17 protein-coding genes are annotated in these 16,853 nt (G+C 35.7%); 4 read left to right on the top strand and 13 right to left on the bottom strand.

Annotation, left to right across the window (positions count from 1 at the left end):
* Window positions 1-114: 114 nt before the first annotated feature.
* From ACMHJ2_RS13990 to ACMHJ2_RS13975, 4 genes are all read right to left on the bottom strand, one after another.
* Window positions 115-867 (bottom strand): MBL fold metallo-hydrolase, encoded by a 753-nt coding sequence (locus tag ACMHJ2_RS13990; protein ID WP_413513483.1) that lies wholly within the window; start codon window positions 865-867, stop codon window positions 115-117.
* Between the two features lie 75 nt (window positions 868-942).
* The gene (locus ACMHJ2_RS13985) at window positions 943-1,761 is read right to left on the bottom strand and encodes an AraC family transcriptional regulator (protein ID WP_413513482.1); all 819 of its coding nucleotides are present in this window, start codon (window positions 1,759-1,761) and stop codon (window positions 943-945) included.
* A gap of 70 nt (window positions 1,762-1,831) precedes the next feature.
* The gene (locus tag ACMHJ2_RS13980) at window positions 1,832-2,095 is read right to left on the bottom strand and encodes a hypothetical protein (RefSeq protein ID WP_413513481.1); all 264 of its coding nucleotides are present in this window, start codon (window positions 2,093-2,095) and stop codon (window positions 1,832-1,834) included.
* 315 nt (window positions 2,096-2,410) lie between these two features.
* Window positions 2,411-2,689 (bottom strand): (2Fe-2S) ferredoxin domain-containing protein, encoded by a 279-nt coding sequence (locus ACMHJ2_RS13975; protein ID WP_413513480.1) that lies wholly within the window; start codon window positions 2,687-2,689, stop codon window positions 2,411-2,413.
* 65 nt (window positions 2,690-2,754) lie between these two features.
* Here ACMHJ2_RS13975 and ACMHJ2_RS13970 point away from each other — a divergent pair, with 65 nt between their 5' ends.
* Complete coding sequence (locus ACMHJ2_RS13970; protein WP_413513479.1) at window positions 2,755-3,849, top strand: DUF3810 domain-containing protein; 1,095 nt, start codon at window positions 2,755-2,757, stop codon at window positions 3,847-3,849.
* Between the two features lie 2 nt (window positions 3,850-3,851).
* Here ACMHJ2_RS13970 and ACMHJ2_RS13965 read toward each other — a convergent pair whose 3' ends face one another.
* The 5 genes from ACMHJ2_RS13965 to guaA form a co-directional block, all read right to left on the bottom strand.
* A complete protein-coding gene (locus tag ACMHJ2_RS13965) occupies window positions 3,852-5,156 on the bottom strand; it encodes an NAD(P)/FAD-dependent oxidoreductase (RefSeq protein ID WP_413513478.1) in 1,305 nt (434 codons plus the stop codon).
* A 311-nt stretch (window positions 5,157-5,467) separates the two neighbouring features.
* Window positions 5,468-5,689 carry a DUF3820 family protein gene (locus ACMHJ2_RS13960; protein WP_413513477.1) on the bottom strand — a complete coding sequence of 74 codons (222 nt, stop codon included), beginning with the start codon at window positions 5,687-5,689 and terminating at the stop codon, window positions 5,468-5,470.
* On the bottom strand, window positions 5,689-6,096 hold the full coding sequence (locus ACMHJ2_RS13955) for an OsmC family protein (RefSeq protein WP_413513476.1): 408 nt from the start codon (window positions 6,094-6,096) through the stop codon (window positions 5,689-5,691). Before ACMHJ2_RS13955 ends, ACMHJ2_RS13960 begins: the two co-directional genes overlap by 1 nt.
* Window positions 6,096-8,123, bottom strand: a complete 2,028-nt coding sequence (locus tag ACMHJ2_RS13950; RefSeq protein ID WP_413513475.1) for a LysM peptidoglycan-binding domain-containing protein — start codon at window positions 8,121-8,123, stop codon at window positions 6,096-6,098. The genes ACMHJ2_RS13955 and ACMHJ2_RS13950 overlap by 1 nt, the downstream gene beginning before the upstream one ends.
* Window positions 8,124-8,197: 74 nt before the next feature.
* Window positions 8,198-9,724 (bottom strand): glutamine-hydrolyzing GMP synthase, encoded by a 1,527-nt coding sequence (gene guaA / locus ACMHJ2_RS13945; RefSeq protein ID WP_413513474.1) that lies wholly within the window; start codon window positions 9,722-9,724, stop codon window positions 8,198-8,200.
* Between the two features lie 250 nt (window positions 9,725-9,974).
* On the opposite strand from guaA, the gene gltS reads away from it, so the two are divergent.
* Complete coding sequence (gltS, locus tag ACMHJ2_RS13940; protein ID WP_413513473.1) at window positions 9,975-11,180, top strand: sodium/glutamate symporter; 1,206 nt, start codon at window positions 9,975-9,977, stop codon at window positions 11,178-11,180.
* Window positions 11,181-11,679: 499 nt separating this feature from the next.
* Here the strand turns inward: gltS and fsa are convergent, their stop codons facing one another.
* Together fsa and ACMHJ2_RS13930 are read right to left on the bottom strand one after the other, a co-directional pair.
* Complete coding sequence (gene fsa, locus ACMHJ2_RS13935) at window positions 11,680-12,336, bottom strand: fructose-6-phosphate aldolase (protein WP_413513472.1); 657 nt, start codon at window positions 12,334-12,336, stop codon at window positions 11,680-11,682.
* Window positions 12,337-12,420: 84 nt separating this feature from the next.
* Complete coding sequence (locus ACMHJ2_RS13930; protein WP_413513471.1) at window positions 12,421-13,230, bottom strand: SDR family oxidoreductase; 810 nt, start codon at window positions 13,228-13,230, stop codon at window positions 12,421-12,423.
* A gap of 165 nt (window positions 13,231-13,395) precedes the next feature.
* On the opposite strand from ACMHJ2_RS13930, the gene ACMHJ2_RS13925 reads away from it, so the two are divergent.
* Both ACMHJ2_RS13925 and ACMHJ2_RS13920 read left to right on the top strand, forming a co-directional pair.
* Window positions 13,396-14,418 (top strand): M28 family metallopeptidase, encoded by a 1,023-nt coding sequence (locus ACMHJ2_RS13925; protein ID WP_413513470.1) that lies wholly within the window; start codon window positions 13,396-13,398, stop codon window positions 14,416-14,418.
* On the top strand, window positions 14,390-14,707 hold the full coding sequence (locus ACMHJ2_RS13920; RefSeq protein WP_413513469.1) for a hypothetical protein: 318 nt from the start codon (window positions 14,390-14,392) through the stop codon (window positions 14,705-14,707). Before ACMHJ2_RS13925 ends, ACMHJ2_RS13920 begins: the two co-directional genes overlap by 29 nt.
* A gap of 70 nt (window positions 14,708-14,777) precedes the next feature.
* Here the strand turns inward: ACMHJ2_RS13920 and ACMHJ2_RS13915 are convergent, their stop codons facing one another.
* Entirely contained in the window at window positions 14,778-16,127 is a 1,350-nt protein-coding gene (locus ACMHJ2_RS13915) for a HEAT repeat domain-containing protein (protein ID WP_413513468.1), read from the bottom strand.
* 28 nt (window positions 16,128-16,155) lie between these two features.
* Window positions 16,156-16,707, bottom strand: a complete 552-nt coding sequence (locus ACMHJ2_RS13910; RefSeq protein WP_413513467.1) for a HutD family protein — start codon at window positions 16,705-16,707, stop codon at window positions 16,156-16,158.
* Window positions 16,708-16,853: the final 146 nt, after the last annotated feature.

The following is a 16,853-nucleotide window of genomic DNA, read 5'->3' as shown; positions in this document are numbered from 1 at the left end:
CATTTTTTCCATTAAAGTTTCTCTTCTATCCATTTTTTAGAAGTATTGCAAAAAAAAGAGCTCAATTTAAAATTGAACTCTTCGCTATTCATGTTAAAATACTTTTCTTAATCTTTATATTTTCTCAAACTCCTCCACATCGTGATACCCAAAAACGCAAATTTCAGGGTGAGCACTTACAAGCTGTTTAATTCGCTCCAAGTTGCAAAAGCGTTGATCATTATCGGCAGCTCGTGCTGTGGTTAATTCGTGGATAGGGTGCGTTGGATCGGTTAATTCTATGCGGAGATAATACGCATCACCAATGTAAAAGCACACCTGTTCCCCTACTGTAAATGCAATCCCACAATGCCCTAACGTATGGCCAAATAAGGGAATTAGAGCAATTGATAAATCAAGGTGCAAAGGCAAGTATCGCGCTTCAAAACCCAACCAAGAAGTTGTTGTAGGCGCATAGGTTTGTACAGCGGGTTGGTGTTGCAAAACAAAAGACAAATAACGGGGATCTTCTTTGGAGAAATGATACAATTCTTCTGCTCCTACGTGAACCGTTGCCTGCGGAAAATCAAGTAATCCACTGCTGTGATCACAGTCTAAGTGGGTAAGTACAATATCCGAAACTTGGGAAGGATCAAAACCTAATTCTATTATTTGTGCTTTGGCTGATCGAGTTTCAGCAAAGTTAAAACCGACTTGTTGGATGAAAGCTTCATTAAAGTTGAGGGTTGGATTTTCTGAATCATAACTGCTAATTCCTGCATCTAATAAGATTAACCGCTTATCGATTTGAATTAGCACACAGTGTCCAATAGCTCTATCACCTGTAGGTGCTAGTATTTCAACACAGTTGAGATGGTATACGTTCATTTTTGTTTTCTTTTGAATGGATAAGACAAACTAAATCAATCCTTCTTTCAAAAAATAGAACAAAAACGACAACGACTAGTTGGATAAGATACGCAGGCGATTTACGTATATCATTTCTTGTTCGTTATAGCGCAAGGGTTTCTCTAAAAATGCTTTGGGGGTGTAGCCTGAATACAACTTAAAACGGCGTCCAAAATGGGCTTGATCTGCGTAATCTAACACATAGGCGACCTCTACCAATTTCGAAGAATTCATTTTTTGCAACTGATTTACAGCGAATTGAAATTTAACCATTTGTTTGTACGCTTCAAAACTCAATCCGACATACGCTTTAAAATCGCGTTGGAACTTACGGGTAGACACTTGGTTTGCTTGGGCTATAGTTGTACTTGACCTATCTACAAAAGCATCAACCCTTTGGATTATTGGAATAATATAAGAAGAAGAAAAATCTAAAGTTTTGAATGTACTAAAATAGGTATTGAAATACTGAAGGAATTGATGGGCTTGGTTTAGTTGGAGTAATTCATCTAAGACGATTCCGGCAAAGAGTTCGCTCGCATCTAAACAAACATCGGTCAACAGAGATACATCGATACCCAAGAGTTGCTTCAAGGCATAAGGTTGAAATTGAATACCGAAGAACAAAGTTTCCTTTGCACATTGATTCAGGCAAAATCCCTTTGTTTTTTGCCCATACATGAAACAAATTGGCAGTGGTTTCTGTTCTCGAAATAAACCAGATTGTCCTTGTTGGTGTTGGAAAATAAGTCCGGGATAACCATCCGAAAAAATGCGATAGGAAGCGTGTTTGATATTCTGTGCATCCGAATACCAATATCCTTTGACAAGGGAACGCAAAGTGATGGGGGGTTCAAAAAGTTGTATGTTCATTTTGTTAGGGTTGATGATGGATAGTTTACAGTTTACGGTGAACAAACCACATAAACCTCAAAAAAAAAACTTACTTCTCTTGCATATTGATCTTAAGAAAAACTTCCTTTTTTCCATTTGAATCAAATCGATATACAGTAAGTTCATTCGTATTCGCTTCTTTGGCAATAATATCTCCTTTTGTTATTTCTACAGTTGAAGAGAACGTATAACTCGTAAACGCCTTGCCTTGTCCATCATAAAAAGCATACGTTGAATCTGGGCTAACTTCAACTTTATCCACAACAAAATAGATTTCTTCACTCGATACAACACTGCTCTTCTGATCCTTCATAAAATAACTTATTTGAAGAATTGCAACTAAGCAGACAACTGAAAAAATAATAAGACTTTTTTTCAAACGACACGTATTTAATTTTTATAAAACTACAATATAAATTCTTGATTTAGAAAATTAAGGTAAACTGTTTTTTACGCAATACCTAAGATTAACTTTCTAAGAAGTTTTTCGGGGATGATTATAAAATACTTTTAGTAAAAGGAATACCAATTGTAGCAACACCATAAGAAATGGCATATACTAAAAATTATACCTGTTTGGATTCAGAAGCAGAAAATCCAATTAAATTACTTTCGGTAAAGATTAAATTTAAGAAGATAAAACAGCTGAAGTGATGTATTTGTCAAAGATCTTTTTGGCTTTTTTCTTGGTCACCTCTTTTTTATAGGTATCAAATTCTGAAAGATAAACAACTGGGGCTTTTTTACACATGCCTTGGCATTTCATTTTACAAAGCACATACTCTGTTCCAAGACCGCTTTCTTCCAACAGATCTTCAAAACACGCTTTGGCCTCTTCATTGTATCGGCAACATTTTTTTCCCTCGCAAACGAAGATTGTTCGCTCACCTTTCATAACTTTACTCATGTGGATAAAAGTTTGATGCAAATATAGTTTTATATTTATCTATTCTAAATAAAATTTAGTTAAAAATGCGCCCAATACAAACCAAATACTACCTAATCGGATTTTTTATATTCCTGATACTTAAAAATATACTTACTGCTAATCCTATATGGGTAGAGCGTTTTTATACACATGGTTTTTATACTTTTTATTTAAACGGCAGTACAACCGTTACCAATCTCTTTCCTTTTTCAGTTGGCGATGTGTTGTACTTTATTATAGGGCTAGCTATCGTTTGGAAAACATATGCAATCTGGAAGCAGAATAGCGACTTTAAACGGAGAAGTTTTGCTTATTTTAATTTTATCCTTCGCGGCTGTTTACTTTTTTACGTCGCCTTTACTGTTTTCTGGGGATTAAATAATTACCGCGTTCCACTTGCTACGCAACTCGATTTAAAAATGGGGTATTCCAAACAAGAGCTTTTGGATTTGACCCAGGAGATTATTAAGCAAACGAATACCTTACAACTTGCCATCACGCAGGACTCTATTCAGGCTGTTGTACTGCCTTTTGAAAAAAAGCAAATTCAACAAGATGCACAATTAGGCGTGCGTATTCTGGGCGAATCCACGCAATGGTATACGTACAACAAACAACAAGCTAAAGGTTCTTTATATAGCTTGCCTTTGACCTATATGGGGTTTTCGGGCTATGTGAATCCCTTTACGCTGGAAGCTCAAGTCAATACCAAAATCCCCACTTCTACCTTGATTGTCACTGCCTCGCATGAAATAGCCCATCAGGTGGGATATGCGAAAGAAAGTGAAGCGAATTTTATTGGTTTCTTAGCGGCTAAAAAACAAGCGGATATTCACTATCGTTATTCCGCTAATATCTTTGCCTTACGTTACTGTTTAAAGGCACTAGAAGGAGAAGAAACAGAAGCGAACTTTAAAACTTTACTAGAACAGATTCATCCAGGTGTACAAACCAACTTGGTTGAAAATACCTTATTTTGGTTATCGTATAAATCGATTACAGATTCCATTTTTAAAGTTATTTACAGCAATTTCCTAAAGCTAAACAACCAGAAAGAAGGAATTCGCTCTTACAATAAGTTTATCGACATCTTGATTCATTTCAATAAAAAAGAGCCTGTATTTACAGACTCTTTCTAATTTTATTCGTTGTTTTTGGTAAAGCTTTCTTCATTTTTTTTCTTATAGGGTCGCACAATTAAACGCGCTTGACGATCAAACATTAAATAGTTATAGACCCAATTCCAAAAAACAAGGAACTTATTTCTAAACCCTATCAAAGACATCAAATGCACAAACATCCATACAAACCACGCAAAAAAGCCACTAAATTGAAAATTAGGTAAGTCAACAACGGCTTTATTTCTACCAATGGTTGCCATGGATCCTTTGTCCTTATAAGCGAATTTTTTCAAGGGTTTCCCGTCTCTCAATTGGATTAGGTTTGTAGCTAGTAATTGCCCTTGTTGAATTGCTGGTTGAGCCATCATCGGATGACCCATAGGTGTATTTTCGGTAACCATTGCTGCTACATCACCGATAGCAAAAATAGAATCAAAACCTTCTACTTGGTTGTACTCATTTACTTTTAATCGATTTCCACGTTGAACCACTGAAGCGTCAAATCCATCAATCACCGCTCCCATTACACCTGCCGTCCAGATTACAGTTTCTGCTTCAAATTCTTTACCTGATTTAGTTTGAACAATCTTGCCATCAAAATCTGTTACAATTTCATTGACCCAAACATTCACACCCAATTTTTCCAGAAACTCTTGTGCTTTTCTTGAGGCTTTTTCAGACATCGCATCTAACACCTTGGTTCCGCCTTGAATGACGTTAATTTCCATTTGTCTGATATCCAAATCGGGGTAATCTTTGGGTAAGACGTGTTTTTTCATTTCCGCTAATGCACCCGCAAGTTCAACTCCTGTTGGTCCTGCACCTACAATAACGAAATTCATTAACGCTCTTTTCTCTTTTTCATCATTGGTTAATAAGGCTTCTTCGAAATTTTCTAATACCAAACTTCTAATATTTAACGATTGTGGAATCGTTTTCATCGCCATACTATTTTGTTGTATCGCTGTATTGCCAAAAAAGTTGGTTTTAGATCCTGTAGCAATTACTAAGTAATCAAAAAAGATAGTTCCAATATCTGCAATTACCTTTTTATTTTCGGTATCAATACGTTGAACTTGAGCGACGCGAAAATAAATTCCTTCATAGTTTTGAACTACTTTACGAATAGGAAATGCAATAGATCCTGACTCAAGGCCACCTGTTGCGACTTGATAAAGTAAAGGTTGAAACGTATGATAATTATGCTTATCTAATAATACAACTTGAAAATTTTTATTTTTCAATTTCTTAGCTAATGCTAATCCACCGAATCCTCCGCCAATAATTACTACTCTCGGACGATTTGATGTAGGAATATTCATCATAATTACATTATTTTGTCTTACAAATTTACGACTATTTATCAAGTTTTTAGTTTCCTTTAGTTACTTAGAAACTAAAGTAGGTGCATGCGTTTATATACTACGCAACAAACAACTGTTTTTACTGTTATATTGCTAAAAAAATAGATTGAAAATACAAACTAAAGAAAATAAAAGACTTTAAACTGTTTTTTTTATATTAAACATAAAAAAGTCTTAAGTAGAAAGAATTAACAATTCTAGGTGTCAATTTTAGGATTATATTTCTATTTTGTCCCAAAAAGGCATAAAAAAAACTGACCGCAAAGTCAGTTTTAAAAATTGTTCCGAATATTTCGTATTAAGGGCTCTAGTCCATTTAATTTTAATTCATAAACCAAAGCTAATTGTTGTCCCAATTTACCTTTAGGAAAGCCTTTATTGTGATACCAAACGACATAATATTCTGGTAAATCAATCAAATATCTTCCTTCATATTTACCGAAAGGCATCTTTGCTTTGGCTAATTCAATTAGTTCTTTTTGATTGTCTAGCATTATTTTTGCTTCCAATTAAACGTTATTTCTTTTTCAATTTCGGGATGTAGGCTCAATAAAACGGGACAATGTAGGGCCACGCGTTCTAAAATAATTCGCTCTTTTTCATTGGCTGAGCTCAACATAGCGATATGCAAGGTGATTTTTTTAATTCTCCTTGGTTCCGCTTGCATTTCTTTGTATACTTCTATCGTTGAGCCTACCATATCTACACCTAATTCATTGGCTTTAATTCCCATAATAGTCATCGCACAAGATCCTGCAGCATTGGTAACCATATCTGTTGGAGAAAAAGCTTGTCCTTTTCCTTGATTATCAACCGGTGCATCTGTAATAATTTTCTCCCCTGATTGGATGTGAACAGATTCTGTTCTTAAATCTCCTAAATACTTTATTTTTGACAACATTATTCTACTACTTTTACGGTTAAATCATCATTATATTGCAGGATATAAACGCCTTGATTGCGTACAATACCCTCGGAATTTTTACTGTAAACGAATTTGTTTTCTATTTCTGTTGACTTTACGCCTAAAGATCCCATAAACCCTTCTTTTTGGAACATGCGCAAAATCACATCTAAAGTAACATCATAGCCACGAATAGCAAAGCGATTAGGCAAGGTGTTATTCTTTGCTTTATACGCTCTTGCAAAGGCGGTATCTAGGCTTGATTCGCTATCTCTGGTAACGGAAGGAAAGGTATAATTCAAAGCAACTAAGGTTTCAATCTTAATTTCCCCATAGTCAAATACTTCACTTTTATCAAATGAAGCTACTTGAATCTCAAATTTATCTGTTTTTCCTTTTAGTTTATCGGTCAATAACAAGGCTGATTCAATACTATTTGAATCTAAAATAAACACGTTATTCTTACCTGCGACCAAGGTTTTGTCAATGTCTTTCAATTCTTTGGTTTCAATGACTTTGATATTTGAATAATAACGCTGCATAAAGCGCTTGGTCGAAGCTTTCTTTTCATCAACAATAACCGTTATTTTACTGTCTTTCTTTAGTAAATTTTCCAATAGCGCTTGTTTCAAAACATCTCCATAAGGCATGGTTTGAACTAATTGAGAGGATGGATTTGCCTTTTCATTAGACAAAGGAGATACTAAAAAAATAGTTCTATTAGGCAATGCTTTTACAGCATCATCCACATTGCTTTGAAAGAAAGGACCAATTATAACTTCTGTTTTATTTAAATTTTCCTTTTCGAGGATCATTTTAACATCGGAGCTATTTTTAGTTTCATTAGAATCAAAAACTTTTACGGTGATTGGCAATCCCATTTCAACGGCTTTATCCACGGCTAATTTCGCTCCTAAGTAAAAGTCCATAGTCATATTTAGAAAGCCGTCTGTTTTGATACGATTATCTAAATTATCTCCACCTCGAGAGGTATTAAAAGGCAATAGCAAAACTAATTCTTTAGCTGTATAACGATCTACAGATTGAGACAAGTCTGCAAATGATCCTGATGCTTCAGTCTTCCAGGTAGATACGGGAACTGCAACCTCCGTTTTTACACCTTCCATTTTGGGAACCTTTAGTTCCATCCCTATTTGCAAGCCTCTTCTCAACTCGGGATTCAGTTCAATCAGTTCTTCTACAGATACTTTATATTCTTTAGCAATACTAAACAAAGTTTGTTTTGGCTCAATGCTAATCGTCGTATAGGAATCGGTATCTTTTGTTGTTGTTGTTGTTGTTAGTATAGGTTTTACTTCATTCGTTCCCCCGTTTACCGCAGCACTTTTACTAGAAGTAGGTACTTTTATTTTTTGACCACTTTTTAATCCCTCATTTAATTCTGGATTTAGCTCCATGAGTCGTTGAACTGTTGTTTGGTATTCAACAGCCAAACTGTATAAGGTTTGTTTGGGTTCAATCTCAATTTCTTTGTATTCAATCTTCGCTTTATCCACAGGTGTAACTGCTTTAGTAGCTGGCAGTACAACATTGACATTCGCTGTCTGATCCGTGATTGGAGTGGTTGCAGAAGGTGTAATAAAAAGAGAGGTATTTGCTTTTAATCCATTGCGCTCCAACTCTGGATTCCATTGGTATAAATCTTGTACACTTACGTTGTACTTGCGACTAATTCCGAAAACGGTTTCCTTCGATTGAACTAAATGGGTTTTACGTTTTGAATCCGTGATTTGTTCATTTTTTGCCGTAGCGTTGCTCGTTGTGGTTGACTTTACCTGGGCATTCTTAGCCGGAATTTGGATGATATCTCCTTCTTTAATTCCGATTTTCGCATCTGGATTAAGTCTCAAAATCTCACTAACCGAAATTTTGTTTTCACGGGCAATTCTACTGATTGTTTCACCTTTACTCACGCGATATTCCGTATAAGATTGTTCTTGAGCGAAAGCTATTCCACTGGTAAAAATAAATGCTGCTAAAGCAATAACAATTCTCTTTTTCATTTTCGTAATTTTATAAAAGCGAATAAGTCGCTCTACATACAAATATACAGCGACTTATTTATTTTTTCTACTTTTTATTCCCATTCAATTGTTGCAGGTGGTTTAGAACTGATATCATATACCACTCTATTTACCCCTTTCACTCGATTGATAATTTTATTTGAAATTTCCATTAAGAACTCATACGGTAGGTGTACCCAATCTGCAGTCATACCATCTGTTGATGCAACAGCACGTAAGGCAACTACTTTTTCATAGGTTCTTTCATCTCCCATTACCCCAACTGAATTTACAGGTAATAAAATTGCTCCTGCTTGCCAAACTGAATTGTATAATCCATGTTCTCTCAATCCATTGATGAAAATAGCATCTACTTCTTGAAGTAGGCTTACTTTCTCTGGTGTTATATCTCCTAAGATACGAATAGCTAAACCTGGTCCTGGGAAAGGGTGACGTCCTAATAATTCAGGATCAATGCCCAAAGAAGCACCCACTCTACGTACTTCATCTTTAAACAACATACGCAAAGGCTCTACGATTTTTAATTTCATAAAGTCTGGCAATCCTCCCACGTTATGGTGCGATTTAATAGTTGCAGAAGGGCCTTTTACAGAGATCGATTCAATCACATCTGGATAAATAGTCCCTTGACCTAAAAACGTAGCATCTTTAATCAATTTTGACTCATCATCGAATACTTCAATGAATACGCGTCCAATGATTTTGCGTTTCGTTTCTGGATCATCTTGACCTGCTAAAGCATCCATAAAACGTTGAGAAGCATCTACTCCTTTTACGTTTAATCCCATACCTTCATATTGCTTCAAAACGTTTTCAAATTCGTTTTTGCGCAATAATCCGTTATTTACAAAAATACAATATAAGTTTTCACCAATGGCTTTGCTCAACAAAACAGCAGCAACGGTAGAATCAACACCTCCAGAAAGAGCTAAAACAACTTTTTCTTCTCCTACTTTTGCACGCAAATCGGCAATAGTTTCATCTACAAAGGATGCAGGAGTAAAGTCTTGTTTTACGCCAGCAATATCTACTAAAAAGTTTTTTAATAGTTTAGCACCGTCTGTTGAATGGTAAACCTCTGGGTGAAATTGAATCGCATAGGTTTGCTCACCTTCGATTTTATAAGCCGCATTGGTAACATCAACTGTACTCGCCAATAAAACTGCATTTGTCGGTAAAGTTTTGATGGTGTCACTGTGGCTCATCCACACTTGACTGTTTTGTGGAATATCCTTTAAGAATGGATCATCAGCAATAAAAGCAAGATTTGCTCTTCCATATTCACGTGTATCTGATGGAGCAACTTCTCCACCAAAGAAATGAGCTAAATATTGTGCTCCATAACACACCGCTAATAAAGGTAATTTACCTTTAATCTGTGCAAGCTCTGGATGCAAAGCTTCTTCTGAACGAACGGAATAAGGGCTTCCTGATAGAATTACTGCATTATATGCTGATAAATCCTCGGGTAAACTATTGTAAGGATGGATTTCGCAGAATATATTTAATTCGCGAACCCTTCTCGCAATCAACTGAGTGTATTGCGAACCAAAATCTAAAATAAGTACATTGTGTTGCATATGCAAAAATAGATAATTCAAACAGACTACAAAAAAGTTTTACTGCATTTTTTTCATTAGCATATTAACAAAATACCTATTCAATAAAATGAAATAACCGATTATTTTCACATTCCAAGTACAAAAAAACAGGCAATACCACTAAAAAATAATTTAGAGGGCTTAAAGCTATTTGATCTTTAAGTATATTTGTCCAGGGAGTCCTTCTTTTTCTCTCAATTAACTTGTACAAAAAATAAATGTATTGTCTATGGATTTTGGAATATATGAAACACTAATGCTCGCTTGCTTTGTGCTTCTATTGGGACATTTTATTGTGTCAAAAGTGAAGTTTTTTCAAAAATACAATATTCCCGAACCTGTAGTAGGTGGTTTTCTCGTCGCCTTATTCACTTGGGGCGCCCACTTTTTTCTGGGGACAGATTTCACCTTCAATGAAGCGATTCAACAAAGCATGATGCTTGTTTTCTTTTCATCCATTGGATTGAATGCCGATTTTTCTAAATTACTTCAAGGGGGTAAATCCTTGCTTATTTTCTTAGTAATAGCAGCCGTATTTATTGTATGTCAAAATTCTTTGGGTGTACTGCTAGCCAAAGTCCTCAACCTCGATTTGCGCTTTGGTTTAATCGCTGGATCGATTACGCTAACGGGTGGGCATGGTACAGCAGGAGCATGGGCAGATGATTTTGCCGTAAGTGGGAATCCGCTTTTAGGCGCTAAAGAAATAGGAATGGCTTGTGCAACCTTTGGACTTATTTTTGGAGGCTCTATCGGTGGTCCCTTGGCCTATCGTTTACTAAAGAAAAACAACTATAAAGAAGTAGATTCCGAAACGGTACAAGCACAAGAAGAGCAACAGGATATTACAAAATCGAAAAACTTTTCTCCCATCAACTATACCACGATGATGCATACCGTAACGATGATGGCTATCTGCTTGGTTTTAGGACAATGGCTCGCCGATTGGAATGCACAGTTCTCTTTTAAATTACCGACTTTCGTTTGGTGTTTATTTATCGGATTAATCATTCGAAATAGCTTAACCTATGTCTTTAAATATAAGGTACACAGCAGAAATATTGACGTGGTTGGAAACACAGGATTATCCATCTTTTTGGCTTGTGCTTTGATGTCACTCAAATTATGGTTAATCGTTGATTTAGCCTTACCTATCTTACTCATTTTATTAGTCCAAGTAGCTTTAATGCTCTTTTTTGCTGCCTATGTTACCTACCGCTGGATGGGGAAAGATTACGATGCTATTGTACTAAGTGCTGGGCATTGTGGTTTTGGTCTAGGTGCTACGGCAACTGCAGTTGCCAATATTCAAGCCGTTACTAATCGATTTGGCCCTTCTTACAAAGCTTTTTTAATTATTCCTTTAGTAGGTGCCTTTTTTATTGATATTATTAATGCCTTGATTTTAAATATATTTTTGACTTTTATTTCTTAGTGGTGGTTATGTGTTATGAGTAATGGGAAATGAGGGATGTTCAGACAGTTTGCGGTTGGAAGTTTAAGGTGTAAACAAATCTTTCTGCAAAACCAATTATTACTATCTTAAATAAGGACGTTAATGTTTAAAAAACGGATAACTATATTTAGGGACGTTCATATTCAACCCTTCACTCTTCACTTCTAACCCTTCACCCATAACCTTTAAACTTATGATACAAAAAATTTCAGCTTTTATTTTAATCCTACTGGGCATATACATGATTTTCCTAGGTCTTAAATCAAGTATGCAACCGCCTCTAATTACGGGAATTGGTTTTATTCTTATTGGAATATTGAACTTACTTGGCCAAAAAAACAAAGATTTGGATAAGGATTAAAAGGAATTTAGACTATTTATCTCCTTGTTCCATTTTGACTATAAAAAAAACCAACCCTTTTGAGGTTGGTTTTTCTTAGTTTGTATGTTTGTAAATAAGTTTTCTGTATTGAAAAGTTTATTGGTTTCCTTTTGCGTAATCCGCTAAAAACTGAGCCAATCCGTTATCTGTTAAAGGGTGTTTTAATAATCCTAAGATAGCAGATAAAGGGCCTGTCATTACATCAGCACCAATTTTAGCGCAATTAACAATATGCATCGTATGACGAACTGACGCAGCTAAAATCTGTGTTTCATATCCGTAGTTGTCATAAATTTGACGAATTTCTTGAATAAGCACTAATCCATCGGTTGAAATATCATCCAATCTTCCAATAAAAGGAGAAACATAAGTAGCTCCTGCTTTTGCAGCCAATAAAGCTTGTCCAGCAGAGAATACTAAAGTAACATTTGTTTTAATACCCTTTGATGAAAAGTATTTACAAGCCTTTATTCCTTCTTTGGTCATTGGTAATTTCACTACGATTTGCGGATGTAAAGCAGCAAGCTCTTCACCTTCTTTAATCATTCCTTCGTAATCTATCGCAATTACTTCGGCACTTACATCACCTTCAACTATTTCGCATATTGCTTTGTAGTGGTTTAAGATGTTTGTAGCTCCTGTTATGCCTTCTTTAGCCATTAGTGAAGGATTTGTCGTCACTCCATCTAATACTCCCAACGCTTCTGCTTCCTTAATTTGATCTAAGTTCGCTGTGTCAATAAAAAACTTCATAATTTTAAACTTAAAATTCGTGTTATGTTGTGTGTCAAAAATACAATATTAATTTTCGTTTTGGGTTATCCCCCTATTTCTTTTTTAACCTTTAATTTTATAGTGATTCATCAGAAGTTTTTCATATTGCTTGCCTGGGAGAATCTTTTTTAAGAACAAAGAGAATTTTTGCATAGGAGCGCCAACTACGTAGCGTACTTTGGGTTTGGGAGTTTCGATAATTTTGTAAATCGCCTGCGCCATTTCTATGGGATCTCCACCGCTATCTACATGTTCATTCATCATATCCAGGGACATCTTATATACCTCTTCATAAGGGGATTGTTCCACAACAGGTGCATGATAACGCCCAGCTGCAATATTGGTAGCAAAATCACCAGGTGCTACGTTGGTTACCTCAACACCAAAGGATTTCACCTCCATACGCAACGATTCTGTAAGTAGTTCTAAAGCGCCTTTTGATGAAGAGTAATAGCCTCGAAAAGGCAACCCCATATACCCTGCAATAGAAGTAACGTTAATAATCAAACCCTTCTTTTGCGTGCGCATAATCGGCAAAACGGCTTTTATTACAGCTATAGGTCCGAATACATTGGTTTGAAAATTATTGATAATCTCTGCTGTGGGCACTTCTTCAATGGCTCCTGTAATTCCAACCCCCGCATTATTAATCAAAATATCAATTCGCCCTTCTTTTTCCACTACGGTCTGAATGGCTCTCGCAATGCTCTCTTCCTCGCGAACATCTAACTGTACTAAAGGAAATACGGAAGAAGTCACTTGTTCTGGATTTCTACTTGTTCCATATACCTTATATCCTTTTTCGTGCAAAAAATTTCCAATCGACTTGCCAATGCCCGATGATCCCCCTGTAATAAAAACTACTTTACTCATGGTTTTTCTTTGTTTTCAACAAATATAACACAACTAATAAAAAAGACAATTGTAAGCTTGCTTTTAAAAAAATATTCATCCCTCCTGGAACAAGGTGGTCTAACGAAAAATATTTAGTAATTTTGAACCGTTTGATTGCTATCTATTAGCACCAATTCATCCATTATGAAAAAATACATTTCCCTATTTGCCCTTACTTTAGTATCTCTTAGCTTCTTTCAATGCCAAGCGCCACAATCTACGCTTCAAAATAGTACAGTAGAAAATACGGTTGCCTACTTTGAACGCATTTCTTTAGATTCGATTAAAACGAGTTTATTGGTTTTAACCGCAGATAGTTTGGAAGGGCGTCGCACGGGAGAACCTGGACAAAAGAAAGCAGCGCTGTATTTAGCTAATTACTATAAAAAACTAGGGTTAGAAATGCCGCCAAATACTACGAGTTATTTTCAACCTATTCCGGCTGCTTATATGCGAAATGCACAAATGCGATTAAAAGACAGTGAGAATGTTTGGGCCTATATCAAAGGGAGCGAAAAGCCTGAAGAAGTTCTAGTTATTTCGGCTCATTTTGATCATATGGGGATCTTATTAAATAAAACGTATTATGGGGCGGATGATAATGGATCAGGCACCGCTGCGGTAATGGAAATTGCTCGTGTATTTCAAACCTTAGTCAAGGAAGGAATTCGACCGAAACGCTCGGTTCTATTTCTGCATGTAACTGGTGAGGAATTTGGTTTATTTGGCTCTAAATTTTATACCGAAAATCCACCTATTTCCCTAGCTCAAACTATTGCCAACTTAAATATTGACATGATTGGCAGACGCAGTGAGGAACATCTATCTACGGAGGATTATATCTTTTTAGTGGGTTCAGATAAACTGAGTCAGGATTTACACAATCTAGCCGAACAAGCTAATCAAGAGTCCGTAAATCTTGTTTTGGATTATAAATTTAATGCTGATAATGATCCACAAAATATCTATTACCGATCGGATCACTATAATTTTGCTAAAAATAATATCCCTGCAATCTTCTTTTACAATGGCACCCATGAAGATTATCATTTACCTACGGATACGTTTGACAAAATAGACTTTCCAATTTTAACGAAAAGAACGCAATTTATATTTGAAACTGCCTGGAAATTAGCCAATGGAAACGACAGACCCAAACTCAACTAAAACCCAAATAAAATGGGCGAAACGCATCGATATAACTTTGTTTATCTTGTGTTTTATTAATTTGTTTTTATGGTTAATGCGCGCTTCTTATAGCACTAATTTTAAAACTGGTACTTGGACAACTTGGGTCTACAATCAGTTATATGAACCGATGTATTATGGGCTTTATCTCTTGCCAATTGCGTTGGGATTTAGTGTGATTAACCGCAAACTTTCGGTTGATTCTTTTGTTTTTTTGTCTTTCAAATCATTGGTCATCACCTACATTCTTATTTTTATTTTGCGATAAAATACGGTTGACAGTGCACGGTTAACAGCTTACAGTTGCTAATACTGTTTTCTATTCTATGTACCTTTTTTTATTCTTGCAAATCTGCTATTGTCAGGCCTATTTCCTTTAAACGATGATTCAAATTCACCCCAATATAATTCTCCTCATCACTGTCTTTGTACTTGTGATACACTTTTTTATAGGCTTGTATCAATTGCGCATCTTCTATGTTAGACAAAGCTTGTAATGCATAAAGAACGACACTTTCATCGGTATCTTCTAAAGCAGCAATAAAATAAGAGGCATAGGCTTGTTTATGGGCTATTTTACCAAGAGTGTAAATCGCCTGACCGCGAATACTTGCTTGTGTTGACGCTAATCCTGGTAGAATTAAGTAAGCAAAATCATCCGCAATATCGGTAATGACATACGAATAGAAACGGTAGGTTTCCTCTTCCTCAATTTTGTCTTTATATTGTTCCAAAAAGCGCAAGAACCCAACTGCTTCTTTTTTTCCATACCAATGGATGTGTTGCAAAACAAATAACAAATTATGTTCTAGTTGTGCTTCTAAAAAGGGGATGGCTTGTTTAAAATCTATTTTTGCAACAAGGGTAAGTAAAGATAAAGCAACTGGTTCTGTTGCATGCGTTATAGAATCAACAATTTCTTGAATAATAGTCGCACTTATTTTTTGTTTTTTTAGTAATCCTTCTAAGTAAATGAGTTGTTCTTTTTCATTTGTTGAATTCTTATAGGCATCCCATAAAAATTCACTGCTTCCTCCAATTGCATAGCCAAACCATCCTGCATCTTCCGATACTAAATCACCGGAAATAATTTCATCTAACCAACGTTCATACCAGGCTAAGAAATTGGGCTCATGGGCAAATTGGGGTTGATAGTCTTCATTGAGATAGACTATTTTTCCTTCAAATTCTCCGTTGACAATCAAACAAGTTGTGATGCCACATCCTTGTGTACCTATAGGTAACAATCCTCCAAATAAAGTTCCTATACTCGCATAGTAAGCCTCATCTGATAGCGTGTCATCTTGGCTTTCCTTGGTCAACTCCGACCATTGATCCGCAGTCATATCGGGTTGCAACAAACAAGGATACGATATATATTTTTTAACGTCATTTGTATTTAAGTCTTCCAGTCCTTCTCCAAAAGGATAAATACCGTAATAGGGACCTGCTGCACTTCCCATATACGCGTCTTCTAATGGGTTTCCATTACCCACTTGTGTTAAGAAAGCGACATAAGCTTCTGGCAAATTGATTTTATAGTCTTGCTCAAAATTTATCACTACCTCGAATTTAATCGGTTCATCTAGTTGGTAGGCATGGGTATCTGCGCCAAAAACAACCAAATCTTCATCGTATCGTTTAATTGAGGCTGATTTTTCTTTTATTCGCTGTATTTGTTTTTCCAAAATGCTCTTAATCTAAATGTTTTTATTTTTAGGGTATTGACCAAAAAGCAGCAATCACCTTCTCTTTTACCTGAATATCAATTAATAGTTTATTTGTATTCGTTAGTACTAAACAATCTAAGGGATTCAAGTGAAATATTTGATTATCTATCTTCACTTCTCCTACCTCTAAGGCGAATAAACAAACAAAGGGTTGATCGGTTTGAAAGGGTTGATCGGTTACTTGAACCACCTCCTCTGTGATGGAATGATGAAGCATGAGATTAAAATCATTTCCTTTTGAATAGGAGATTATCGTATCCATAGATTGAAAAGAGAATAAATCCTGCATTTTGTATGTTCTATCTACTCCATTAAAATTGAGTTGAAGATCACCATCCAACATAGCTAAATAGCGGCGATAGCCTTCAAATCTAGTAAATTCTGAAGGTAAAGCTTCTATAGTCGCACTGCTAATGCGAAAAGAAAAATCTCGATCAGCATAAGATGCTCCTTGAGGATAAAGGGTATATTCTCTCGTTTCTCCACCAGACCAACGACTTATACGAACCGATTCTTTTTTGATTAATTCAATTTTCATCTGAGGTAGTATTCTTATAATTAAAAGCTAAATCTACTTTTTTTTTGGCTTCTTAACTCCCTAATTCTAGTTGATTCTTGACTAAATTGTAATATTCTCCTTTTTTGCAAACTATTTGATTGTGGTTACCTTGTTTCGCTATCCTG

Origin of the sequence: Myroides odoratus, assembly GCF_965118575.1 — a bacterium.
Taxonomy (GTDB): domain Bacteria; phylum Bacteroidota; class Bacteroidia; order Flavobacteriales; family Flavobacteriaceae; genus Flavobacterium; species Flavobacterium odoratum_B.
This window is presented reverse-complemented; position numbering and strand designations above follow the sequence as displayed.